This window comes from Bradyrhizobium sp. USDA 3262, from assembly GCF_054060035.1.
In genome coordinates this window covers 4,250,019-4,274,843 of sequence record NZ_JBSSCT010000001.1, presented here as the reverse complement: position 1 = coordinate 4,274,843, position 24,825 = coordinate 4,250,019, and the positions used below count along the sequence as shown (strand labels likewise).

Genomic DNA, 24,825 nt, shown 5'->3' with positions numbered 1-24,825 from the left:
GTGTGTCATCGATTGGCGAGAAAACAATCTTACCGGATTAACATTATGCCCCCTTCTATCACACAGATTTTTGGGGCACACTGCAGGAGACTTATCAATCCATTCCGTTAGGCTCGCAGGCGACAATGAACGAACAGATTCAGCAGAAAACCATTGATCTGGCACGGGGTCTCTTCCTGGTTCGGTACAATGGCGCAGATGATAAGGTGTCACCTCCGGTGGTGCGCGTATACGCGGATCGCGCCAGTCTTAACAATTGTAATATCATTACCGGACCGGACGTGGTCAATGGAACCCTGTTCGCGCCCGAGACCGCGCTGGTCGTGTCGGTCGCCCGGCCGAGCCGCCTGATCGTCGAGGTCACCGCAGGACGCGTCGGCGGGTCGACCGCCGCCAATATCAAGATCGAGCCGCTGACCCAGGGACAGCCGGCTGAGCAGCCGGCCAGCCAGCCATTCGACATGTTCGAGCCGGAGGCTGGCCCCGGCGAATTGAGCGACCTCAAGCTGCTCGCACATGTCGCGGGCCTGGGCGACGTGACGGTCGGCTCGAACGTCTGGATTGCCGGACCGTCCGCTCCGGCGCGGATCGAGGGAATTTCCCTCGATTGGCCCAACAAGCCGCACGATCTCCACCTGCAATATGCCGTCAAGTTCGCCAGGCCGCAGCGGGGCGACAACCAGTTCGTTCCTCTCGGAACTTTTGCCGGAACCCGGGGACGCGCATTGGCCATCACAGGGTTCTCGCTGGAGGCCACGGGTCCCGGCGCGGATCGCTACGCCATCGCGGCTGAAACCATCTTCCTGGGGGCTCCGACCCTGCGGGTCACCGGGAACCGGATCGTGGTGTCGGGCCCTTCGGGACGGGAACCGCTGGTGGGCCTCAAGCTCAACCTTGAGGAGCGCCGGGTGCAGGCAGCCCCTCTCGCGCCCCAGCAGCCGAGGCGGGTCGAGCCCGCCGCTCCGATGCCGCGCCAGGAGGAACCACGCCTCGAGGGACGGGTGCGCGTGTTCCGGAGCCGTCAGGGCGCCGTCAAGACGGCAAGCTGACCATGCGGGCAGATAAGGGCGCCACTTGACCGCCGACGCGCGCAGGATCGCCTTTACGTCCAAAACGCTCCACCACGTCGATCTCGAGCGGGCCGCTGTCGGGGCGCTCGAGGCGCGTGATTTCCGCTTGGCGTTCGCGCTCGCCGACCGCCGCTGCCGGATCCTGCCGCATCCGGGTGCCCGTGCGCATCTGCTGCGCGCGGAAGCACTGTTTCATCTCGATCTCAGGGATGCGGCGATCGCCGGCGTGGCCAGGGCGCTCGAACTCGAGCCGGACGATCTGGTCGCCGCGCGGCGAATGATGGCTTGGGGCGACGACCTTCAGCAGATCGAGGCGGCGCGAAGCGTCACGCGGCGTGATGACGATCCGGATTCGGTCAGGGGCGCCCTGCTGCTGCTCGAACAGAGCGGCCAGGACAGCTGCGCTCGCATCGACTTTCTCGATGAAGAGGTGAAGGGATGGGTGACGTGGCGCGGGCCGGACGACCCGCACCTTTCGCTGGCGCAGGCGGATCAATCCAGCACGATCCAGCTTCCCGCCGACCCACGCCACAGATTCGCGCGTGACGGGCGACATGCCGCGAGCTTCCGTCTGATACGGCCCGCGTCCGCGACCTCGCAGCGCCTGCAGATCACGCAGGCGGACCGGGTGATCGCAAGTGTTCAACTCCCGGCCAACCGCGTTCCGGATCACCGGGCCGCACCACGCCGGCCGGCTCGCCTTCGAAACGGCGAACCTCCTCCGCTCACCATCATCATCCCGGTATACCGGGATCTGGCCGCAACGCGAGCCTGCATCGACAGCGCGTTGAATGCGCTCGCCTGCACGCCGGGCTCGACCATCGTCGTCGTGGATGATGCGTCGCCCGAGCCGGACATCAAGCGCCTGCTCAACGAGCTCGCCGCCGAGTTCCGCATCCGCCTCCTGACCAATGAGCACAATCTCGGCTTTGTCGGCGCGGTCAACCGCGCGCTCGGCGAGACCGGCGCCGGCGACGTCGTGCTGCTGAACTCGGACACGATCGTGCCGAAATACGCGCTGCAACGCCTGCGAAGTGCCGTGCAATCGACGCCGCGCGTGGGCACGGCGACCCCGCTATCGAACAACGGCGAATACACCAGCTTTCCAATCCCGAACCGGTCAAATCCCCTGCCCCCGCCCGGCGAGATCGAATTGCTGGATGAACTTGCAGGCAGGGCAAATTCCGGGATTGCCATCGATATCCCCAACGGCATCGGGTTCTGCCTCTACATTACCCGCGAATGCCTCGACGCCGTGCGCGAGCTCTCCGACGACTTCTATCGCGGCTATCTCGAAGACGTCGACTTCTGCCTGCGCGCAGCCGAGGCCGGCTTCCGCAACGTGTGCATTCCTTCGGTTTTCGTCGGGCACGAGGGCTCGCGCTCGTTTCTTGGCGAGAAGCGTTCGCTCGTGATGCGGAATCTTCGCGTTCTCGAACACCGTTACCGGCGCTATGCGACGGACTGCGCCGCATTCCTGCTTGCCGATCCACTCCGCGATTGCCGGGCCGCGCTTGAGCTCAAGCTGCTCACGAACCAGCAGGTCGCCACCGGCCCATCCGTCATCCTCTGCGGCTCGTTCGCCGGCCGCGCAATTGCCATCGAACGCTGCCGGCAGCTGGCTGCAGAGGGTCAGCACGGCCTGGTCGTGCAGATCCGCTCGGAGGGACAACGCCAGCTGGCTGCGATGTTCGATCCGGATGGCGGAGCGCCGCAGTCGATCGCACTCGACGTTGCGACGCCTGAAGGCCGCGAAGCTCTTCTGACGTCTCTCGCCGATCTCGGAATCCGGTCGCTCGAGATCGCAGAGCCGAACCGCATTCCCGGCGCATGTCTGGTGCATCTCACGCAACGCTTTGCCTACGACCTCCTGATCACCGACACCGCGCTTGCAATGCGCGCGGCGGCTGGATCAGGCGTTCATCCGGATTGGACAAGCCTGGTCGCCGGGACGCGGCGCGTGACTGCGATCGGTGACGACGGCGCAGCCTTTTCGGAAGCCGTTCTCGGCCTGCAAGTCGTGAGGCTGAGCGACCCGCCCGCGCCGCCGGTGCTGTATCCCGCCGTGAGCGGCCCCGCCCGTCTCGGCCTGCTGGTCCTGCACGCCAACGCCACGGAATTTCGCTTCATACGAGCATTGAGCGATCAACTGGCCGACGCCAACGAAGACGTCGAGATGATCGTGCTGGGGAGTACCCTCGACGATCTCAAGCTGATGCAGCGCACCAATGTCATCGTCACCGGCGATATTGCCGTTGACGACGTCGCCACGCTGATCGAAGGTCACGGCATCACGAAATTGGTTCTCGACATCGGCGAACCGGCGTTTGGTCATCCATTGGTGGACGCGCTGCAGGCAACCGGGCTGCCGATCGCCGCGACGGAATGGAGTCCGACTCCACCGGGCCGTGGCCGAAGCACGGACCTGAAGCTGCAGCCAGGCCTTGATGGCGATGCAACGATTGCTGCCGTATGCGACTGGGTGGTGGAGGACGTCCTGCTACAACCCGATCGGAGGAGCGGTCGGCACCGGCGGCAGGTTGGCGCGCGGCTTCCATGATCGCGGCGGCCATGCAAGCGAGGAGAACGGCGTCGAATCCAGCCCCAGCAGCGGGCTGTAATAGGGATCGTCGAGCAGCACCTCTCCCCATTTCGCGCGCAGGATCGACAGCTCGCGCCTGAAGCGTGCCCTGCGATCCGGCGCGGAATCGCGGCCGCGGCTTGCCGACTCCAGATGAACGAGTTTCGCGTCCGGCGTGAACACGATCCGCTTTCCGAGCTGGCGCAGCTTCAGGCACAGATCGATATCGTTGAAGCTGATCGGAAAGCGGATCTCGTCCATGCCGCCGACGGCCACGAAATCGCGCTTGCGCATCAGCAGGCACGCCCCCGTCACCGCCGAACATTCGTGCGCCACCTGAAGCAGATCGCCATAGCCGGGATCGCCATCCATCCGGTCGTTGAAGGCGTGCGCGGCCGAGAAATTGGCCCCCAGCACCACTCCGCCGTGCTGCACGACGCTGCTCGGCCAGAGCAGCTTTGCACCGACGGCTCCGACGTCGGGAGCGGCGAGCCGCCACAGCATCTCCGCCAACCAGCTGTCGTCGAGCGCCTCGACGTCATTGTTGAGAAAGCAGATGTTCTCGGTATCGACGCAAGCGACGGCGGCGTTGTTGATGGATGCGAAGTTGAAGGGCCCCTCGACCGAGATGACGTCGATTTCCTGCGCGGACAGGCCATCCAGATAGTCCAGCGTTTCCGGCTCGGTTGAGCTGTTGTCGACGACAAGGATCCGGGCGTTCGTCTCATTTGCCGCCGGCATGACCGTCTCGATGCATCGCTTGAGCAGCTCGGCGCGATTTCTGGTCGGAATGATAATGGTGGTGCGCTCCTTCCAATCGACGGCGCGCTTGACCCGAACGGCCGGAAGAAGGCCTGCCTTTCGCGGCTCGACATTGGCCTCGGTGCCGGCCCTGGCAAAATACGCCTTGCTTGCGGCGACCAGTTCGGAGGTTGCGGCCGATGCATCAATCCGCGGCAATGCCGCAACCGATCCCGGAAGATGATAGGTTCGACCAGGCTCCACGCAGCAAAGGAAGATGTCGTAGAGCGACGTCGCCGAACGCAGCGCGTCCAGGGCACGTTCCCGGCGCACCGCAAAACAATACGCCCCATAGCCCTGCTCGAGCGCGCGCTCGAGATCGAATGCGGAGAACGCCAGCGGCCAGACAGCGCCGGCGCCCGCACCAACTTCGACGTCGCCATAGACCATATCGCAGCCGGGTTCGGATGCGAATAGATCGGCGAAGCGCTGCAAGGCGTCTTCCGCGAGGATCGTTCCGCTCAGACAAAACACAAAGAACGCGCTGCCGGCGGCATCGCCGTCGACAAACTCGCGCGCCGCTTTTGGATCGAATTGACTGAACGCCCGCGCCGGCAGGGACACCGCCGACCAGGCGGAGTGCCGTTGGGCTTCGAGGCTTTCGATGCTCTCGTCCACCCTGACATCGCCGATCAGGACGACTGCCGCCTCCGATGCGACGTCGGACTGTTCGGATCGTGTCGTCGGAGAGAAGCGCTCTTTCCAGCCGCGATAGGCGTGAAACGGCATCGAGGCCGGCAGCACCCGGTCGAACAGCTCTCCACGAAGCCGCTCGCTATCCCAGCGCCCGAGATCCGCGAGCGTTTGCTCCAATCCGCGATCGAAAGCGACAAAGGATATCGGCTCCGAGATCAGGCTCCGTCCCGAAATCGTCCGCGCAGATAGGCCGCGCATGCGACCGTCCGCAAAATGCTCGGGCAGATGAAAATCGATCCGGCGGCCGACGCCGAACTCGCCGCCCCGCGCGACGTTGGTCCACCCGGTCGGCTTCACGGTCATCACCGGGCGTTGCGCGATCAGGATTTCGATGTCCTCGTCGATGTCCTGAGCAAGCCAGCCTTCGAAGCGCAAACCTCCGACCCACTCGATATCGCCGATCCGGTGCCAGCGCGCTTCCGGCGCGGCGACATCGCAACGAATCGGAGCCCCGACCGGACTGCCGATATTTGCCAGCCTTGCCTCAATGATCGTGGCGTTCGCGCTGACCTGATCCTGCACGTTGAAGGTAAAGCCAAATCGCGCATCGCCGATCCCGGCGTCGGCAAGCTCCGTTACAAACTCGTCACACAATGATGACATGTATGGCTCGCCGTCGACGAGCAGATCGACGGTGTAGCGTCGGCCGAGATCGGCGCGATCATAGACGAACCCGGAAAACGTCGTGCGATCGTATCTGGAGAACTGCGTTTGCAACGACGCGTATTCAGCTCCCGAGGGCTTCTGCTTGCCAATCGTCTTCGTGCTCATGTCCACCCCTGAAACGGCGGCTCGATTGTCGGTCGATTTCAAGTTGAGAATGTGTCCATGGTGCGCCCGAGGTGACTAGCGGGCGCTCAGCTGCACCGAGGCGATCACCGTTTGCACAAAAAGCCGCCGAGCTCCAACACAAACTATACGCTATAAAACTTGGCGTTATCGGCGCCATTTGTGCTAGTGCTAACTCCTCCTCTCCACACTGATCGACGAGCGGATTCATGAAGATTGCAATGGTTGGAACGGGATATGTAGGTCTCGTGTCCGGAGCGTGTTTTGCCGATTTCGGCCATCAGGTCGTTTGCGTCGACAAGGACGCCGGCAAGATCGAAGCCCTGAAGCGCGGCAAGATCCCGATCTACGAAACTGACCTCGATAAGCTCGTCGAGACCAACGCCGCGGCCGGACGGCTGACCTTCACGACGGAGCTCGCGGGCGCCGTCGCGGACGCCGATGCCGTGTTCATCGCGGTTGGAACGCCCTCGCGGCGCGGCGACGGCCATGCGGACCTGAGCTACGTCTATGCTGCCGCCAAGGAGATCGGCGCGGCGCTCAAGAAGTTCACCGTGGTGGTGACCAAGTCGACCGTGCCCGTGGGCACCGGCGACGAGGTTGAACGGCTGATCCGCGAAACCAATCCCGACGCCGATTTCGCCGTTGCGTCGAACCCCGAATTCCTGCGCGAAGGCGCCGCAATCCAGGATTTTCGTCATCCCGACCGCATCGTCGTCGGCACCGAGGATGATCGGGCCAAGAGGGTGATGGGCGAAGTCTATCGCCCGCTCTATCTCAACCAGGCGCCGATCCTCTATACCGCGCGACGCACGGCTGAATTGATCAAGTACGCCGCAAATGCCTTCCTTGCGACCAAGATCACCTTCATCAACGAGATCGCCGATCTCTCCGAGAAGGTCGGGGCGAACGTGCAGGAGGTCGCGCGCGGCATCGGGCTCGACAACCGGATTGGAACCAAGTTTCTGCATGCCGGCGCCGGGTATGGCGGCTCCTGCTTCCCGAAGGACACCCGTGCGCTGTTCAAGACCGCGCTCGACCACGACGTCCAGCTGAAAATCGTCGAAGCCACGCTGACCGCGAACGACAACCGCAAGCGCGCGATGGCGCGCAAGGTCGCCAACGTGCTCGGCGGCGAGATGCGCGGCAAGACCATCGGCGTGCTCGGCCTGACCTTCAAGCCCGACACGGACGACATGCGCGAGGCCCCCTCGATCCCGCTGATCAACGGCCTGATCGACTTCGGCGCCAAGGTTCGCGCCTACGATCCCATCGGCATGGAGCAGGCGCGCAAGGAATTGCCGGAGATCGAGTACTGCAAGGATGCCTATGAATGCGCGCGCCAGGCGGATGCGCTGGTGATCGTGACCGAGTGGCGCCAGTTCCGCGCGCTCGATCTCAAGCGCATCAAGCAGGAGATGAAGCATCCGGTCGTCGTCGACCTGCGCAACATCTACCGTCCGGACGAGATGGCCGCGCACGGCTTCACCTACGACAGCATCGGTCGGCCGCGCTGATCGCTCGCGCCTGGCGACGATAGCCGCCGGTCGGTTCAATCCTGGAGCCTTGGTTCTGATCAAATCAGAACCAAGGCTCTCTTCTTGTCTGACACGATTTCTTCACACGCACCGGCATCCGCTTCCGAAGGCGCCCTAGAGCTTTTCCCGTTCCGATGGAATCGGAACGGGGCTCTAGATTCTTGTTTTGACGCGTTTTCTTCACGCGAACCGGCATCCACTTCGCTCGAAAACGCTCTAGGCGTGGGCGGGCGCGCCGAGCTGGACAAATGCATCCAGTTCGCGCGCCAGCGCTTCCTGCCAGGTCGGCATCGCCACGCCGAACTGCGCCTGCAGCCGCGACAAGTCCAGCCGCGAATTGCCCGGGCGCACCGCCTTGGTCGGAAAATCGGCCGCTGCGATCGGAGCGATATTCTCGACCGCCAGCGTGACGCCGCGAGACCTCAGCCCGCCGACAATGGCGGTTGCGAAGCCGTGCCAGCTGGTTTCGCCGGCGCAGACGAGATTGACGACACCACCCCTGCGCGCGAGCTGATCCTGCAACGTGGTGAGGTTCGGCAGGACGATGCCGGCGACCGCACCGGCGATCGCTGATGCCGTGGTCGGCGCACCGATCTGATCGGCCACGATCCGCAGCTCCTTACGCTCGCCGGCCAGCCGCGCGATGGTGCGCAGGAAATTCGTGCCCTTTGCGGCATAAACCCATGAGGTGCGCGCGATCAGATGCGCCCCGCCCGCCGCCTGGATCGCGACATCACCGGCAAGCTTGCTGGCGCCGTAGACCGACAGCGGTTCGGTCGGACTGTCCTCGCGCCACGGCCTGTCGCCCGAACCATTGAAGACGTAGTCCGTGGAGAAATGCACCAGCGGCACGCGGTTCGCCGCAGCCCATTTGGCGATTACTTCAGGTCCCCTCGCGTTGACCAGGAAGGCCAGCTCACGCTCGTCCTCGGCGCGATCGACGGCGGTATAGGCCGCCGGATTGATGATGAGATCGGGCTTCAGACTCTCAAGCTGGCTCGTCAACATCTCCGGCTTCGACAGATCGAACTCCGCGGTGGGCGGCGCGATGATCGTGCCGTGGCTTTCCAGCAGAGGCTTGAGCGCACTGCCAACCTGGCCGCGTGTTCCCGTCAACAAGATCCGCATCAGATTTGTCCATAGGTCGGAAGATTGCTGGCGTCGGCCAGGAGCGGCGCGTCCGCATCCTTGGCCGACAGCTGTGGCTTGTCGACGCCCCATTTGATCCCGATCGCGGGATCATTCCACCGGATCGAGAGCTCGTCCTTGGGGCTGTAGAAATCATCGCATTTGTAGAAGAAGTCGGCGGTCTCCGAGAGCACCACGAAGCCGTGGGCGAAGCCGCGCGGCACCCATAATTGCCGGCGGTTGTCCTCGCTCAATTCGACCGCGACGTGCTTGCCGAAATTCGGACTGCCGACGCGCACGTCGACGGCAACGTCCAGCACCTTGCCGCGCAGCACGGTCACGAGCTTGCCCTGGGTGAGTGGGTTTTGCAGATGCAACCCGCGCAGCACGCCATAGGCCGAGCGGGACATGTTGTCCTGCACGAAGGGACGCGTAATGCCGTGCTCGACATAACGCGGAGACTGGTAGGTCTCGAGGAAGAAGCCGCGCTGGTCGCCGAACAGCTTCGGCTCGACGATCAGGACTTCAGGAAGCTCGGTCTTGATGACGTTCATCTAACATTTGTTCCAGTTTGACGCGCTTGAAATGTTAATTTCCCTCTCATAACAAACTTGTGCAGCGCACGCTATATGTTATGTTCTGATAGTCAAATTGTGAGGGACCATGAAAGGCATTATCCTTGCCGGTGGCACCGGCTCGCGCCTCTATCCGGTGACGACAGTCGTCTCCAAGCAACTGCTGCCCGTCTTCGACAAGCCGATGATCTACTATCCGCTGTCGACGCTGATGCTGGGCGGAATCCGCGATATCCTGATCATTTCCACGCCGCAGGACAAGCCGCTGTTCCAGCGCTTGCTCGGCGACGGCAGCGAGATGGGTGTCCGGTTCGCCTATGCGACGCAGGAGACCCCGCGGGGTCTTGCCGACGCCTTCATCGTCGGACGCGACTTCATCGGCGATGACTCTGTTGCCCTTGTGTTAGGGGATAACATTTTCTACGGCCACGGCCTGCCGAGCATGCTGTCCGCCGCCTCGATCCGCAAGAAGGGCGCCACCGTGTTCGGCTACGTCGTGAACGCGCCGGAGCAGTACGGCGTGATCGAGCTGGACGGCACCGGACGGGCATTGTCGATCGAAGAGAAGCCGAAGCGGCCGAAGTCCAACGTCGCGGTCACCGGCCTCTACTTCTACGACAATGATGTGGTCGACATCGCGGCCGGCATCAGGCCATCGCCGCGCGGCGAGATCGAGATCACCGACGTCAACAAGGCCTATCTCGAGCGCGGCGACCTCTATGTCGAGGTGCTCGGCCGCGGCTTTGCCTGGCTCGACACCGGCACCCATTCCTCGCTGGTCGAAGCCAGTCACTTCGTCCAGATTCTGGAGCAGCGTCAGGGCCTGCGCATCGCCTGCCCCGAGGAGATCGCGCTGCGCCAGGGCTACATCTCGCTCGAAGCCTTCGCGAGGGTGGCACAGAAGACCGCCAAGAGCAGCTACGGCGAGTACCTGCTGTCGGTCTACCGCTCATTCCACGGCGAGCCGCGCGCGGCGGAGGTATTCAAACATGCGGTTTAAGGGATCGACGATTTTCGTCACCGGCGGCGCCGGCTTCATCGGCTCCGCCGTGGTCCGCCACTTGCTGCGCGACACCCACGCCCGCGTCGTCAACATCGACAAGCTGACCTACGCGGCAAACCTGGCCTCCCTGCCCCGTGCCGCCGAAAGCCTGAACTACACCTTCGAGAAGGCCTGCATCTGCGAGGCACAGAACCTGCGCCGGCTGTTCGAGAAATATCAGCCCGATGCGGTGATGAACCTTGCCGCGGAAAGCCATGTCGACCGCTCGATCGACGGCCCCGGCGAATTCATCCAGACCAACATCGTCGGCACCTTCACGATCCTGCAGGAGACGCTGCGTCACTGGCGTTCGCTCTCGCCCGAGAAGCGCGACCGGTTCCGCTTCCTGCATATCTCGACCGACGAGGTGTTCGGTTCGCTCGGCGACGAAGGGCTGTTCACCGAGACCACGGCGTATGCGCCGAACTCGCCCTATTCGGCCAGCAAGGCATCGTCCGATCATTTGGTGCGGGCCTGGCGCGAGACCTACGAGCTGCCGACCCTGGTGACCAACTGCTCCAACAATTACGGCCCCTATCACTTCCCGGAAAAGCTGATCCCGCACATGATCATCAAGGGGCTCGCCGGCGAGCCCCTGCCGGTCTATGGCGACGGCAAGAACATCCGCGACTGGCTGTTCGTCGAGGATCACGCCAAGGCACTGACGCTGGTGCTGGAGCGCGGCGAGGTCGGCGAGACCTACAATGTCGGCGGCCGCAACGAGCGCACCAACCTGCACGTGGTCGAGAGCATCTGCGACCTGCTCGACGAGGTCGTGCCGGCCGCAGCAGGCCCGCGCCGCCAGCTGATCAATTTCGTCGCCGACCGGCCCGGCCACGACCGCCGCTACGCCATCGACGCCACCAAGCTCGAAACCGAGCTCGGCTGGCGCGCCGAGGAGAATTTCGAGACCGGCATCGCCAAGACCGTGCGCTGGTATGTCGAGGAGCAACCCTGGTGGCGTTCCATCCTGGAGGGCGGCTACAAGGTCGAGCGCGTCGGCCTGAACCAGTAGTCGCGGATCATCAGCGACGGTGGCAGCGCCGATCATCGTGGGACTTGCGGAATATCCCTCGGCCGGAAGATGTCCGGCCGATCGGGTGCAAGGACGCAAGCCTCGACGATCATGACTTGGCGATCATGACCTAGCGTTGATGACCTGGCGTTGATGAACTGCAACGCGGCCTGAATATGCAAAGACGTGCTGGCACCAGACACGTCCAATGCCCCCGGTGAGGAGAAACTGTCCCAGGGGCTGCGAACAACGAGGAGACGTCAATTGCTACCAAGAATGTCGCGGGAAGAAGCGGAACTGTTCTTGTCGTTTGTGAGAAACAGCCGCGATTACGTCGAATTCGGCACAGGCGGAAGTACGGTCATCGCATCAAAGCACGTCACGAACTCGATATTGTCGATCGATTCCTCACAGGACTGGCTGGATCAGGTGGATCGTGCGTGCGCCTCAGCTCGTACGAAGCCTCATTTGACGTTCATCGACATCGGACGGACCGGCGATTGGGGTTTCCCGGTCGACCCATCAACAAAGCCGCGTTGGCCGGACTATCACTCGACCATCTGGGAAACGCCACAAAGCGCCGATGCTGATCTTTATCTCGTCGACGGTCGTTTCAGGGTCGCATGCTTCGCTCAGATCGTCCTGCACTGCGGCCCGTCTGCAATCATCGGCATGCACGACTTCAGCTCTCGCCCCGCCTATCACTGCGTCAGAGAGATCGCTCGCGAAATCGCGACGGCCGGCGATATGTCGTTCTTCATGCCGCTTGCGAAAAGAGAGGCTGCCCAAGCCATCCTTCAGTCGTTCAGCGGAGAGCCGTCCTGACCGGCGAGCTCTCCCGATAGCCGTCAAAGGCGACGTTGCACCATGGCTTGCCGCCTGGGCGTTAAAGGCGGCAATGCCCCGGCGAAGCGGGCAGATCCCACCTCAAGAAGGCAGTGTTTGCGCGCATAGCGCGTCAAAGGATGCGGCGAACTCGGCAAAGACGCGCTCCTCGGTGGGCGACGCAAATTCAACTTTGCCCGACTGATCAATTCGCATCGACCCGGTTCCCAAGGGAGCCGTCTCGGGACCGCGATCTTCTCGAAGAGAGAGCATCCGCTTGATCTCGGTCACGTACAGCTTCTCGTTCTCTGTCGCCCGCGATATATCCCGCTCCAATACTTTCTCAAGGGAGTCCCCGCGCTGCATGAATCCGCGGGCAATCAGCTTGTTTAGATTGGCGCGGATCCGCTGCGCGGGCGACAAGGTCGCCATATGCAGCAGGAAAAATCCAAACAACGGCGCGGGAGGCTTCTTTCCCTTGGCGATTTGGCAGTTGTGATTCACCTCTCCCGAGAAAGGCGCTGCAGCCGATCGGATCAACGGCTTGCCCCAGGTGAGGCCATTCCGGAGCGTGCCCAAATCGGTGCCGCACAACATTCTGTCGCGATAGGAAGGCGCGTTGTACAGCCAAGTCGACGGGATAAACGCACCACCGTCCTTGTCGCTCAGGTGACGCAATATTGAAGCGTCGCTCGTGAAGCGCTCGCCATCATAGAACGCCAGAAACTCGTCCGTATCCAGGAAGCAATGGAAATCGGAAGAAGCCGACAGGCTGGCGTAAAGCTCCTCGAAGTTTTTGGGATTGTGCAGATTGTTGTGAAATCCGCCGAAACTCGCGATCAGCAAGTCCGGCCCCAGCTCTTCGTAAACCGACAAGACCTTGCTGTCGGAAGATCCGTTGTCAAAAATGATCAGGTTCGCATCGCCGACGATTTTCCTGTGATGGTCCACCCAATCCGCAAGGAAAAACGGATCATCCTTGGTCTTGAGAACGATCTTGAGCGCTCCACGGCTGCTCCGGATGCGATCGCAAATCGCAGTAGATTCATTTTCCCATGCAACCAGCTGCATCAAACACGGTCCCTGTGCGTTGCAATCAACATCGACTGGTTTTAGCCAATCTAAGCTCATCGCGCAGAAAAAGTTTGGCCAATCATTAGCCGCACTGTCAGTGGATCATTAGGGCGTTTTTGAAGAGAATCAACAGGATGTTTGGGAAAACAACGGCGAGCGCTCGAAGATGCTGACACGACGATTGTTTCTGGCCCTGGGCTCAGCTGGAGCCCTTAGCTATACGGTTGAGCGCGCCCTGGCCGCCCAGCAAGTGGCTACGCGCACCGACCGGCCTCTGGTGGGCGCGCTACGGTGGGACGCCTGGTATGCGCCCGGATCAACGCCAACGAAGGCGGTTGAAACATCGCTCTCTCCGCAGCAGTACCATTGGCGGGTTCCATTCTTTGCGAAGGAGACCACTGGAAAGAGCCGCAGTGAGATTGCCTTTCCGGAGATCACGCAACAGACGATCGACAAGGAAATCAAGCAGGCCGTTTTCGCAGGCATCGACTACTGGGCGTTTGTCGCCTACGGCTCCGCCGATCCGATGTCGAGGGCTCTGAAAATCTTCAGGGAAAGCCCGATCAAGAATGAGATTTCGTACTGCATCTTTACCGAGTTCCCTCGATGGGGCTCCCACGACAAGGTCAGCCCGCTGATTGACGAACACGTCAAACTCATGGGCGACAACAACTACCTGAAAGTAGCGGGCGGAAGACCGCTGTATTTTCTCGGCTTCATACATATTGCCGACGTTGAAAAACGATGGGGTGGGTTCGAGAACCTTCGAGCCCAGATCGAGCAATTCAGAGCGCGTGTAAAAGCCGCAGGACACGGAGATCCGTACCTGGTGCTCACCGGTGACAAGAAACTGCTCAATGAACAGGGCGCTTTCCTGACTGCCGACGCGGTCAGTTCCTATGCCGGAGTATACGGGAGTGTCCGCGGTTCCTACGCAGACCTCACGCGCGGCGCGGAGCGAGACTGGAATGAACTGGCCAAGAGCCGGCTTCCCGTCATCCCCACCGTGATGACCGGTTGGGATCGCCGTCCACGCATCGAACGCCCAGTGCCTTGGGAAGCCAAGCAGCGCCCCGGCGTCGGAATGGAAAACTTCTTCATTGCGCCGACCGGGGCAGAGCTGTCGGATCACCTACATCGCTCGATCGAATGGAGGGCTGCTCAGCCGGGTGAGATGAAGTCTCCTGCGATCCTGATTTATGCCTGGAACGAAAACGACGAAGGCGGATGGCTTGTCCCCACCTTGCCCTGCAAGACCGAGCGCCTGGAGGCCTTGCGCAAGGTCCTGAAAGACCCGCAATCCAAGCAAAGGCCAAACCTTTGCTAGCTCTGACGCCCTGAGGCTGGCGCCCGCGCGCTTCTTCAGCTCCGACCTGGCGTCAGCCGTGACTTGGCGCGTGATGGCGTCAGCCGCGTTGTGCTAACGCCATTCAGCCGGGACGGTCCATTGGTTCAGCTCCACGGTCCTGTGCTCGGCAAGATAAGGTGCGTAAAGCTGCCGCATCCAGAAGCGGAAGTTCGGGTAGTTCCTGATCAGCTTGTAGAACGCCTCCCCCATGTTGAGCGGACTGAGACAGGTCCCGTTCGGTGGCTTGGACGTCATCGCGCGCAGCGAATAGCTGTGCATGCAAGCCCGCGTTTCGCTTTCGGCCACCGAACTTAGTCCGCGGAAGCTGTTGGTTGCATGCAATCGATACATGTACTGATCGGATTCCACGTATTTTGGTTCGACGATCGTGATCGCGCGCAGCGCGAATTCCCAATCGTGACAATATTTGAGGTCCGCGAACCACCCGGCCTGCCGCAACAGTTCGGCGCTCAACACAAAATTTCCCGTCGAGGCGGCGATCTGCGACTCCAGGAAGGACCACGACAGCGGACGATCGGCGCTTACCGCCTGGCTCGTTGCGTATCTGAGACGCGCCGGAAACTGAAAGCTCTTGATGGATTTCCCGTTCCCGTCGATTGGTTCAATCGCGGAGAAGCCGAAGAACAGCTTTTCAGCGCCATGGCGGCCGACAAATGTCTCGACCCGCTCTTTCGAAAACGCGTCGTCCGAGTTGAGCAGGAAGAGCATGTCGCCCTTTGCAAGCGACAGCGCGCGATTCCAGGTAAAGTGAGCTCCCATGTTGGTGGGATTCTTGAGCAGTTTGCATGATGCAAAACGCTTTGCGAACGACTTCCGCTTCAGAAGCCTTTCGGCCAGTTGGAAGCTGTTGTCCGGCGAATTGTCGTCGACAATGATCAGCTCAAGTTTGGGATAGGTCTGGTCGAAGACCGTCTCGAGACAATGCTCGAGATAGGCCTCGTGCTTGTAACAAGCAATCACCACGCTGGCTAACATAGGACTCTCAACTCAATGCCGAACGACCAGGGAATGGCTTGATCCAACCAGCAGGTTTTCTCCTTCGCCAACCTCAAGCATCGAAAGCCTGTACTCTCCGTCCGGCAGTCCCTTGAGCATGAAGCTGACCTCGAAGCCGAAGCAGCACTCGCGCGCGGTCGCCTTCATATACTCCGTGACATCCATTCGCTCGTGCCAATCGATGACGAGGCAGTACCCGCTTTTGCCGGCGTTCGTCTCTCCTTCCGGAGACAACACCAGAAACGAGATGCGGTTTCTCAGGGGCTCGAAGCCATCCTTGGCAAACACCCACCCTCGGACCAGCACTCTGTAGCGCGGGTCCACCACCACGCGCTCCTCGGTTTGCGAATTGATATTCTCGATCACAAACATGGAGCCATCCGGACTTGCGATGGCTCCCTCAATTTCGACCGGCAAGCCTTCGCGAATGCTCTGGAATCCGGTGAGCGCGACTTCATTGCGCTGCAAATTGGCGAGGACTTCGACATGAACTGCAGCACTCTTGATCGTCTGCTCGAGCTCCGATCTGCTCAAGCAGTCCAGCAGCGCGGAGTTCGAGCGCAGTTCTGCCGAGATCGACTCGCCGGCAGACACACGTCTGACGACATCGAGATAGGCACGGCCGAAACGCGAGTCCGGCTCCAGATGGGCTCCCTCGGCCCATTCGTTCCACGAATTGATGAAGACGATCGGCTGTTCGAAAGAACTCCGGCGAGCCCGCTCGGTTGCCTCACGAAGCCAGACTTCGAACGCCTCGGGGCTTGATCTGACGAACACATGCCCACGCGAGCCCTTGCGCGGCGTGTTGTCCCAGCGCGGCATCACGGTTGGAAAGAACGGAAACTCATAGACCTTGCCGAGCGTCGAGCGCATGGCTTCGAGATAGTCGTAGAGCTTGCCGGAGAACTCCGTCGGCGTCTCGACCTCCGCTCGGCTCAGCTCCCGCGCATTGACGGTATGGGGCGGGAATTCCACGGCGGCATCGCAATGGAATTCTCGTGGATCGAACTCGCCGAAAGTCATCGCATTGCAAATCAGCAGCTCGCCGATGCCGAGTTGCCTTGCACGCACACGCCAGGTCTGGAACAGGCGTTCCTTGTCCGGGATCAGCGAGGGACGGTAGATGAGAAGGATCTTGCGACCGTCAACGGTGATGTAGCGATCATCCAGGAGGATATCGGCCATATCGTCAATGAAGCGGACATCATCCTCGAGGGAGTGGTTTTGGCCGAGAAGGAGCTCGGTATCAGAACCATCCCATCGCCGTGACCAGTTTTCGTTCGCCCAACAGATGCAGAACGGGATGTTCGGCTCTCCGTCCTCCAGCAAAAGCCTCAGCGGCCGCTCCAGCAATCTTCGCCCCTGAAACCAGTAGGCGTAATAGCAAAAGCCGTGAACGCCGTAACGGCGAGCCAGGTCTGCCTGTTGCTGGCGGGTCTCGACCAATCTCATGTCATAGAAGCCGAGATCCGCGGGCAACCACGGAGACTGGTGCGTTGGAAACTGCGGACGCATCTGGGAGACGTTGGTCCATTCGGTAAAGCCAGGGCCCCACCAACGGTCGTTCTCCGCGAATGAATGGAATTGCGGCAGGTAGAAGCAGACGTAGCGCACCTCCTTCACGGAGGCGGCGCCTGCCATGGCGGCAACCAGTTTCTTGTCGTTGTTCGGAAACAGCAGATCGTCGTAATCGTCGGTCGAGAAGCCGAGCGCGACGACCACCTCGTTCGACTCGAGTTTCTCGAACAGCGGTATTTCGTAGTATTCGCCGTCGTTCAGGCTGATGCGCAGGTAGATCTGCACAGGCTTGCGTTCCAGCAGCGTATTCTTCAGGGCGCGCGCCAGACGACGGCGCACGCCCGGCGTGGATAGGTTGATGCGAAATCCGGGACGCCCGATCACAGTGTGCGGACCGACGCTGGCCGGCACGGACCGGCCCGTCCGTCCCTCTTCGACACAGTGGGAAGCAACGAAAAGCGATATCGCAACGGTCGAAGCAGGCGACTGCGCATCCACAATCCAGCCGGAGATCACTCGCCCGGAGTGCTCGAGGATCGCACCACGCAGCCTCGGTCCCGACTGGAGATCGCCGACATCGGGATCCAGGAATACGCTCTGCGATTGATCGTCCTGCTGAACCGGACTGGCAACGGGCAACATATCCTTCGTATCCCTGACGCTCCGTTCCACCATCTTGTTCATCGCTTCTCAAGCTCCTACCAACGTCTAACGTTGGTTCCAGTTTCTTTCTCAGCCGTGCGGAAGATCGATATCCCGAGATCGCGTTGCCGTTCGAACCTGCCCCGGATCGTGACCTGATGCTTATCAGTCAACTTCACACAACCACAATGAGTATTTGTTGGCGACGTCCACATTAACGCAATCTCTCTGTCGTCGATATGAAAGCCACCGTTAGTTCTGCCCAGATTGTCGCGCGAAGCTGCCTGCTTCGTTGCCTTCGCGCCTAAAAACAAAGCCGCCGCTCAGCGTCTGCGGCCGCGTGCGAAGCCCGCCTCCATCTCAGCCAACATTCTCGCCCATTGCCTGCAGACGACGTCGCGCGCCTTCGTTGTTCTGCTGTGCCGCTTGTCGATACCAGTGCAACGCCTGATCGCGGTCCTGCGCGACGCCGTCGCCGGCGCGCAGTGCATCGCCAATCGCGAGTTGGGCTTCGACCATGCCCTGCTTCGCCGCGGCCTCGAACCATTCGGCCGCCTTCGCTGCATCGGCATCGCGCCCCTGTCCCCGGCCGAGCATCACGGCAAGGTTGTATTGCGCCGTCGTGTGGCCCTGGCGCGCCGCCGCCTCGTACCACGTGACGCCCTTGGCCAGGTCCTGCTCGACACCCTGCCCGGTGCAATACATCACCGCAAGCTTGAACTGCGCCGCGGCGTTGCCGCCGTCCGCGGCCTTGACGATCCAGCCGGCGGCGGCCTGCGGATCCTTGAGGCCGCTCTTGGGATCGGAATAAAGCAGCGCCAAAGTGTGCTGGGCTTCGACGTGGCCGGCGCTTGCCGCACGCTTGAACCATTGGGCTGCGGCCGGAACATCGACGGCGCCGCCGGATCTGCCCATGTGAAGCCCGCCCAACTGAAATGCCGCAGCCGGATGGCCCGCCTCGGCAGCGTCGGTCAGCAGCGCACGTGCTTGCGCAAGACGCTCCGCGGACGGCTCGTCCTGGATAAGAAACATCGCATAGGCCGTCTTCGCGTCGGCATCGCCGCCGTTGGCCGCCTTGCTGAGCCACTCCGCGGCGCGCGCTTGATCGCGCGGCACGCCGTTGCCCGCCGAGTAGAGCCGACCGAGCTGCACGCCGGCGGCGCTGATGCCTCCCTCGGATGCGCGCTCGAACCACTTGATCGCAGTCGCGACATCGCGCGCCACGCCCCTGCCGTTGAGATAGAACACCGCAATGTTGTGGGCCGCGGTGGCGTGGCCGCCCTCCGCCGCACGCTCGAACCATTTCGCAGCCTGGCGAATGCTAGGCGGAACGCCGGTGCCGGTGGCATAGAAGCGTCCGGTCAGGAACTGCGCCTGCGTATCGCCGCGCTCGGCCGCCTTCTCGTACCAATACGCCGCCTCGCGCAGATCCGGCTCGGCGGCAGTCCCGAGCGCATAGAACTCGGCCAGCGCCTGGATCGCCGGCAGGTAGTCCTTCCGCGCCGCCTTGCGCAATGCGGTCTCGGCCCTGTCGAGATCCTTGACAGCACCCTTGCCGCTCAATCGCAACAGCGCAATGTTGTAGAGCGCGATCGTATCGTCATGCGCAGCGGCACTCTGGAACAGCCGTGCGGCCTCTTCGACATTTTCGGGAAGCCCGGTACCCTTGAGGCACATGAAAGCCAGCGCAACCTGTGCGCGAACATGTCCCTGCTCGGCGGCCTTGTGATACCAGATTGCGGCCTGCGCGAAATCGACGGGAACGCCGCGGCCCTGATAATACACATCGCCGAGTGCGAATTCGCCGGACGCCGCTTTCTGCTCGGCCGCGGCCTGATACCAGCGCAGGGCTGCAGCGTGATCCCGCTCGCATCCTTGCCCGTTGGCGTACATGTTGCCAAGAATCGATTGCGCCTCCGCCTTGCCGGCTTCCGCCGCCACCGACATCCAGAGGAATGCGGCATCGACGTCCTTGGCCACGCCCATCCCGTTCGGGAAGACCAGATCGTGGAGGTTGATCGCCTTGTCGCCGAGACGGGCGGCCGTGGATTGCCGCCACATCTCGGGCCTGTTCGGACCGAGCGTCGCCTTGACCCCGTTGAGGTAGATCAGGCCAAGCTGGAATTGCGCATCCAGATGTCCTTTCAGCGCGGCGCGTTCATACCACACGACCGCGTCCGGAATGCTGCCGATGACGCCCTCGTTCCTCGCATAGAGCAGCCCGATCCGGTAATCCGCCTCGGGGTTGCCCGCCCGCGAGGCAAGCCGCCAAAAGCGCAGGGCTTCAAGGTATCGCCCGTTCTCGTAAGCCTCCAGTCCCCGTTCAAACTGCTTTGAGTCTGAACGGGAGGAGTCGGGCCGGAACAACTCGAGCAGGGATCTCGTCGACTCCATCATGGCTCGCGCATCGCTTCCGTCATGCCACGCAGCATGTCACTGAGCAGATACATCGCCACCGAACGGGTGCCGACATTGACGTCGCCCTGCAGCGTCATGCCCGGGATGAGGCGGAAATTGTTCGGAACATTGGTGAAGTTGCTCTGGTCGACCGAGCATCGCGCCTTGTAGTAGGCATCGACGGGCTTTCCGTCGTCGTCAGTGGTGAAGGCGCCTTCGCTGATCCAGCGTATCTTGCCCGCCGCCGTGCCGTGCTCCGCAGCGTTGAAGGCATCGACCTTCAACGTGCAGGGGTCATTCGGCCGGATAAAGCCGACGTCGCGGGACAGCACCTGGATCTCCGCCTCCAGCCGCGTCTTGAGCGGCATCAGCGTGATGAAGGGATCGCCCGGCTTCAGCACGGATCCGACCGAGAGCTTGGCAAGGGTGAGGACGACCGACGGCTCGGCAGCCGTCCATCGGACCAAGTCCTGATGCTTGATGGCCTTGTCGTAGGCTGCCCGGGCCGTATCCAAATTGTTGCGCGTCGTGACCAGATCCTGGCTCAGCTGCGCGTTCCACTGCTCGATGAAGGCCTTGCGATCGGCCCTCAGCGAGTCGAGCTGGTGTTGCGCTTCCAGCAGCGTGTTGTGCGTGTTGTCGATCTGACGCAGCAACTCCAGGCGCGTATCCTGCGACAGATACAGGTTCAGCTTGGACCCGCTGCCGCTTTCGGCAAGGGTCGAGCGCATGTCCTCGATCTTGCCGGCGATCTCGGCGCGTTGACCATACCGCTCGTCGTCCTTCTTCGCCTTCGAGATCGTCGCTTCGGTCTGGCTGATCTTGGAATCGTAACTCGTCACCTGCGCGCTGTACTGGGCGACGCGCTGGTCGTAGAGCGCCTTCTGCAAGGCGTTGTACCTGGCGGCATCCGGATCCTTGGCGTTGCCATACGACAGCGGCTTTCCGGACAATTCGGCCTCGTCACGCGCAACCTGCGCATCGAGGCTCGCGATCTGCAGCTTGTACTGGGTGACATCGGCCGCGGTGAAGGTCGAGTCGAGGGTCGCGAGCAATTGTCCCGTATCGACCTGCTCGCCTTCCCGAACATCGATCGTCTTGATGATCGACGGGTCAAGGGCCTGCAGCACGTTGATCTGATCGACCGGAACGATCTTGCCGCGGACGCTGGTGATCACCCGATCGAGGCGCGTCAGGCACATGATCGCCACGATGGATACCAGCAGCGCCGACAGCACGAACAGCGTCGCACGTGCCAACATCGGCTCGGGCGCCTCGCGGATGGCGTCGGTTTCGGACTGGAACTGGCGAACGGTCGCGAGCGAAGCTTGATTAGGAGACAAGGGTCGGACTCCTGAAGTTAGGCTTATCGTTGCGGCCCGTCGGAACGAGATGCGTGTTCTGCTGGTACCAGAGCGAGCTGTAGATGTCGTTGCGCTCCAGAAGTTCCTCGTGGCGACCGATATCGTTGACCACGCCGCGATTGAGCACGAGGATCGCGTCGGCCTTCGTCAGCGACGACAGCCGATGCGAGATGATGATCAGCGTGCGGCCGTGCGCGATCCGCGAAATGTTCGCATTCACGATCGTCTCGCTCTCCGCATCGAGCGCGCTGGTCGCTTCGTCCAGGATCAGGATGGGCGGATTGACGATCAGCGCGCGCGCGATCGCGAGGCGCTGACGCTGCCCGCCGGAGAGGTTGGTTGAGCCCTCGTAGACATAGGTCTCGTAACCCCGCGGCAGCTTGTCGATGAATTCCTCGGCGCCGGCCAATCGCGCCGCCCTGACGACGTCGTCGAAAGTCGCGTCCGGCTTTGCCGCGGCAATATTCTCGCGGATCGTGCCGCTGAACAGGAAGTTCTCCTGCAGCACGACGCCGACGTTGCGCCGCAGATGGTCGACATCGTATTCCCGAACATCGATACCGTCGACCTTGATCAACCCGCCATAGTCGGAGTGCAGGCGCTGCAACAGCCGCGTGATCGTGGTCTTGCCCGAGCCGCTCTTGCCCATCACGCCGAGCGTCGTGCCGAGCGGAATCTCGAATGAGATATTGTTCAGCGCCGGCGACACCGCGCCCTTGTACTTGAACGTGACGCCGGAGAACTCGATCAGGCCCTTCAGCGGAACCCGCACGCCATGGCCGGAGCGTCCCTCCTCCGGCAGCTGATTCACCAGATTGCCGACGATGGTGACCGCGGTGCGCGCCTCGTCATACTGGTTGATGAGTTGGGCCATCTTCATCAGCGGGCCGGCAACACGCTGCGACAGCATCAGAAAGGCAAACAGCGCCCCGACATAGACCGGATCGCCGCTCGATACGGCGAGGTAGACGCCGAGTGCATAGGGAGCGCTGACCGCCAACCGTTCCAGCGGACGGACCAGCGTCTGGATCATGTTTCCGGTCATGCCTTCGGCAAGACGCGCCTTGGCGGCGCGCGCAACGAGCACATCCCACATGTGCCGCTGGCGCGTGTCGAGCGCCAGCGATTTGATGGTCCTCATGCCGTTCAGGCTCTGGATCAGGAACGCCCCCTGCGCGCCTTCGGCGGCAAGAACCGCCGAGGAGCTCCTCCGGTACACGGGCAGCATCAGGATGAGCCAGACCACGATCATTGCGGCAAAGCCCAGGACCATCAGCGTCATGATCGGGCTGAAGAAGAACATGACGGGCAGGAAGAAGATCAGCGTCGTCGAATCGAGAACCGTCCCGAACAATTGCCCGGTCAGGAAGCCGCGAATCCGGAACACCTCGCGGATGTCCCGGGAAATCAGGCCGACGGGATTCTGCTCGAAATAATCGATCGGCAGATTGAGCACCTTTTCGAACACGTAGGTCGAGAGTTTGACATCGAGGCGTGCCGTCAAGCTCTGAACGAGGTATTGCCGCAGGAACGAGAACGCCGTCTCGAACAGGATGATCACCAGCATCGCAACGCACAGCACGTAGAACGTATTGTACGCCTTGTAGAAAATGACCTTGTCCGAGAGCAGCCTCCAGAACATGATCGGTGCCAGCCCCATGAAGCCCAGGACCAGCGCCGCGATCGCGACGTCGCGCATGATGCGCCGTTCGCGGAACACCAGGGCAACGACAAAGCCGAAGCTGAACGGCTGCGTCTCGTCCGAAATCTCATAGTCGCGCTTGGCCATGACGACGTCGCCCGACCAGATGTCCTCAAAGCGCGGTTGATCGATGACGAGCAGCGCGTCCTCGCCGGCATTCGGATCCTGCAGGACCACCCGGGAGCTGTTTTCATCGCCTTCGAGGCGCAGCAGCACCATGTGGCTGCCGTCGCGCAGCCGAACGATGGCCGGCAGCGCCCTCTTGAGATGGCTCAGGCCCTTCCAGTCCAGCGTGACGGCCTTTGCCGTCATGCCCGAGGAATTCGCGCACTTCAAAAGCTCGGCCAGCGTGACTTCCTGGTCGCCCAGGAGGTTGTCGTGGATCAGCTGGGACGGGGTCAGATGCAAACCATGCTGTCTGGCCACGATGACGAGACAAGCGAGACCCGAAGGTGGCAGTGCCTCCACCGAAGGTGCGCCGACGAGCGAGAGGTGTTTGGTCATGGATGCCTCGAAGTTTCGACTGCGCAAGGTCCGGTCTCCAGCGAGATATAACTTATCACTGTTAGTTCGCTAACGCAGCATTTTCAGCGCGTCACCCGAAAAAGATATGCATCACGGCAGGCCGCGAAGCCAGTTTCGAGCGCGTTCTCGTGCGACTTAACCAGGGAACCTTATAACATTGTTTAACATCGACAAATCACGAGTCGGCGGTCACCGTCTCCTGGAAGTCGAATCCGCAGGCCTCCAGCTGCGGCCTGATCCGCTCATCCCTGGCCTCCGGCATGAGCGCCAATGCGCAGATCTCGAAATTCCCGCTCCGAACCGACACCGTCGGGAAACCGGCGCTGAGCAGCAGGTTGCCCATCCGCTCGGTCGAAAAGCCGGTCTTGTGCGCCATGTGGTGGCGCCCCTGCTCGATCGCGCCGGAATGCCCGTAGATCATGTCCAATGGCCGGATCGGACCTGCCGGCGAGACGTAAGCGATCGCACCGAGGCCGCGCGTCAACATGTGCTGAGCGACCGCCTCGAGGTCTGGCGACATGATCAGTGCGAAGCCGTCCGGTTTGAGCACTTCGCGGAACTGGACGAATGTGGGGTGAACCTCATGGGCATAGAGATGCTCCATGACATGAGAACACCAGATCGCATCGAACGAGGCCGCCGGGAACAATCGGGCAAGATCGGTAATCGACCCGACGACGTCGGGATTCACGCCGCTGTCGACGTCTAATCGAATCTCGTCCCATTCATGCGATGTCAGGAGCGGCTGGATGCGCTTGGTAACCGTCGATCCAGCGCCGGCATTCAGCATTTTCTTCGTGGCCAATTCGAGAGCTCCGCGGGTTCGTTAAGCGGCTGAGTTCTGCAGCGATCGTTCGTCTTGACCAAAGGCGCCGGGGCCGCGGATAGCGATCGGCCAGAGCTCCGTCGTGTCAAGCGAGCGGCACGGCTTTACAAAAGCTACGTGGTCCGAATGTGACGGACTAACTTCTAACATCCCTTGTCGGAAATGCCCGAGGCGGAACTTGTGATGAGTTGATGCATTTGACGCGAATCGGTCGACAGAGTTCCAATCGGGATGTGCGCATGCGCCTCCCCTTGATGCGAGCCGTCGACCTCATGGCAGGTGCGTCACGGCAGTCGATCATCCAATCACCCATCCTGACGGGCCATGCCGACGATCAAGGTCAATCCAATCG

17 protein-coding genes are annotated in these 24,825 nt (G+C 61.8%); 7 read left to right on the top strand and 10 right to left on the bottom strand.

Annotation, left to right across the window (positions count from 1 at the left end; translation table 11 throughout):
* Nucleotides 1–125: 125 nt before the first annotated feature.
* Both ACVWYP_RS19515 and ACVWYP_RS19510 read left to right on the top strand, forming a co-directional pair.
* On the top strand, nt 126–1,049 hold the full coding sequence (locus tag ACVWYP_RS19515; protein WP_304499449.1) for a hypothetical protein: 924 nt from the start codon (nt 126–128) through the stop codon (nt 1,047–1,049).
* A gap of 25 nt (nt 1,050–1,074) precedes the next feature.
* The gene (locus tag ACVWYP_RS19510) at nt 1,075–3,630 is read left to right on the top strand and encodes a glycosyltransferase (protein ID WP_453946078.1); all 2,556 of its coding nucleotides are present in this window, start codon (nt 1,075–1,077) and stop codon (nt 3,628–3,630) included.
* Here ACVWYP_RS19510 and ACVWYP_RS19505 read toward each other — a convergent pair.
* Nucleotides 3,571–5,919 (bottom strand): glycosyltransferase family 2 protein, encoded by a 2,349-nt coding sequence (locus ACVWYP_RS19505; protein WP_304499448.1) that lies wholly within the window; start codon nt 5,917–5,919, stop codon nt 3,571–3,573. The genes ACVWYP_RS19510 and ACVWYP_RS19505 overlap by 60 nt on opposite strands.
* Before the next feature lie 227 nt (nt 5,920–6,146).
* Here ACVWYP_RS19505 and ACVWYP_RS19500 point away from each other — a divergent pair, with 227 nt between their 5' ends.
* A complete protein-coding gene (locus tag ACVWYP_RS19500; RefSeq protein ID WP_304499447.1) occupies nt 6,147–7,454 on the top strand; it encodes a UDP-glucose dehydrogenase family protein in 1,308 nt (435 codons plus the stop codon).
* Between the two features lie 237 nt (nt 7,455–7,691).
* Here the strand turns inward: ACVWYP_RS19500 and rfbD are convergent, their stop codons facing one another.
* Together rfbD and rfbC are read right to left on the bottom strand one after the other, a co-directional pair.
* Complete coding sequence (rfbD, locus tag ACVWYP_RS19495) at nt 7,692–8,603, bottom strand: dTDP-4-dehydrorhamnose reductase (protein ID WP_304499446.1); 912 nt, start codon at nt 8,601–8,603, stop codon at nt 7,692–7,694.
* On the bottom strand, nt 8,603–9,157 hold the full coding sequence (rfbC, locus tag ACVWYP_RS19490) for a dTDP-4-dehydrorhamnose 3,5-epimerase (protein ID WP_016841672.1): 555 nt from the start codon (nt 9,155–9,157) through the stop codon (nt 8,603–8,605). The genes rfbD and rfbC overlap by 1 nt, the downstream gene beginning before the upstream one ends.
* Before the next feature lie 109 nt (nt 9,158–9,266).
* On the opposite strand from rfbC, the gene rfbA reads away from it, so the two are divergent.
* The 3 genes from rfbA (at nt 9,267) to ACVWYP_RS19475 (ending at nt 12,060) form a co-directional block, all read left to right on the top strand.
* Nucleotides 9,267–10,178, top strand: coding sequence for a glucose-1-phosphate thymidylyltransferase RfbA (rfbA, locus tag ACVWYP_RS19485; protein ID WP_028345286.1), 912 nt, complete (start codon nt 9,267–9,269; stop codon nt 10,176–10,178).
* Nucleotides 10,168–11,235, top strand: a complete 1,068-nt coding sequence (rfbB, locus tag ACVWYP_RS19480) for a dTDP-glucose 4,6-dehydratase (RefSeq protein WP_304499445.1) — start codon at nt 10,168–10,170, stop codon at nt 11,233–11,235. Before rfbA ends, rfbB begins: the two co-directional genes overlap by 11 nt.
* Before the next feature lie 276 nt (nt 11,236–11,511).
* Complete coding sequence (locus tag ACVWYP_RS19475) at nt 11,512–12,060, top strand: hypothetical protein (RefSeq protein WP_304499444.1); 549 nt, start codon at nt 11,512–11,514, stop codon at nt 12,058–12,060.
* A gap of 102 nt (nt 12,061–12,162) precedes the next feature.
* Here ACVWYP_RS19475 and ACVWYP_RS19470 read toward each other — a convergent pair whose 3' ends face one another.
* The gene (locus ACVWYP_RS19470) at nt 12,163–13,131 is read right to left on the bottom strand and encodes a hypothetical protein (protein ID WP_304499443.1); all 969 of its coding nucleotides are present in this window, start codon (nt 13,129–13,131) and stop codon (nt 12,163–12,165) included.
* Nucleotides 13,132–13,300: 169 nt separating this feature from the next.
* On the opposite strand from ACVWYP_RS19470, the gene ACVWYP_RS19465 reads away from it, so the two are divergent.
* Complete coding sequence (locus tag ACVWYP_RS19465) at nt 13,301–14,461, top strand: glycoside hydrolase family 71/99 protein (RefSeq protein WP_304499442.1); 1,161 nt, start codon at nt 13,301–13,303, stop codon at nt 14,459–14,461.
* Nucleotides 14,462–14,554: 93 nt separating this feature from the next.
* Here the strand turns inward: ACVWYP_RS19465 and ACVWYP_RS19460 are convergent, their stop codons facing one another.
* From ACVWYP_RS19460 to ACVWYP_RS19435, 6 genes are all read right to left on the bottom strand, one after another.
* Nucleotides 14,555–15,478: a glycosyltransferase family 2 protein gene (locus ACVWYP_RS19460; protein ID WP_304499441.1), complete on the bottom strand. Its 924-nt coding sequence runs from the start codon at nt 15,476–15,478 to the stop codon at nt 14,555–14,557.
* 12 nt (nt 15,479–15,490) lie between these two features.
* Nucleotides 15,491–17,701, bottom strand: coding sequence for a glycosyltransferase WbsX family protein (locus tag ACVWYP_RS19455; protein WP_038387935.1), 2,211 nt, complete (start codon nt 17,699–17,701; stop codon nt 15,491–15,493).
* Nucleotides 17,702–18,019: 318 nt separating this feature from the next.
* Entirely contained in the window at nt 18,020–20,053 is a 2,034-nt protein-coding gene (locus tag ACVWYP_RS19450; protein ID WP_439711197.1) for an SEL1-like repeat protein, read from the bottom strand.
* Nucleotides 20,053–21,399 carry an HlyD family type I secretion periplasmic adaptor subunit gene (locus ACVWYP_RS19445; protein WP_026192529.1) on the bottom strand — a complete coding sequence of 449 codons (1,347 nt, stop codon included), beginning with the start codon at nt 21,397–21,399 and terminating at the stop codon, nt 20,053–20,055. Before ACVWYP_RS19445 ends, ACVWYP_RS19450 begins: the two co-directional genes overlap by 1 nt.
* A complete protein-coding gene (locus ACVWYP_RS19440; protein WP_038387938.1) occupies nt 21,389–23,626 on the bottom strand; it encodes a peptidase domain-containing ABC transporter in 2,238 nt (745 codons plus the stop codon). Before ACVWYP_RS19440 ends, ACVWYP_RS19445 begins: the two co-directional genes overlap by 11 nt.
* A gap of 196 nt (nt 23,627–23,822) precedes the next feature.
* Nucleotides 23,823–24,437: a class I SAM-dependent methyltransferase gene (locus ACVWYP_RS19435; protein WP_212055416.1), complete on the bottom strand. Its 615-nt coding sequence runs from the start codon at nt 24,435–24,437 to the stop codon at nt 23,823–23,825.
* Between the last annotated feature and the right edge of the window lie 388 nt (nt 24,438–24,825).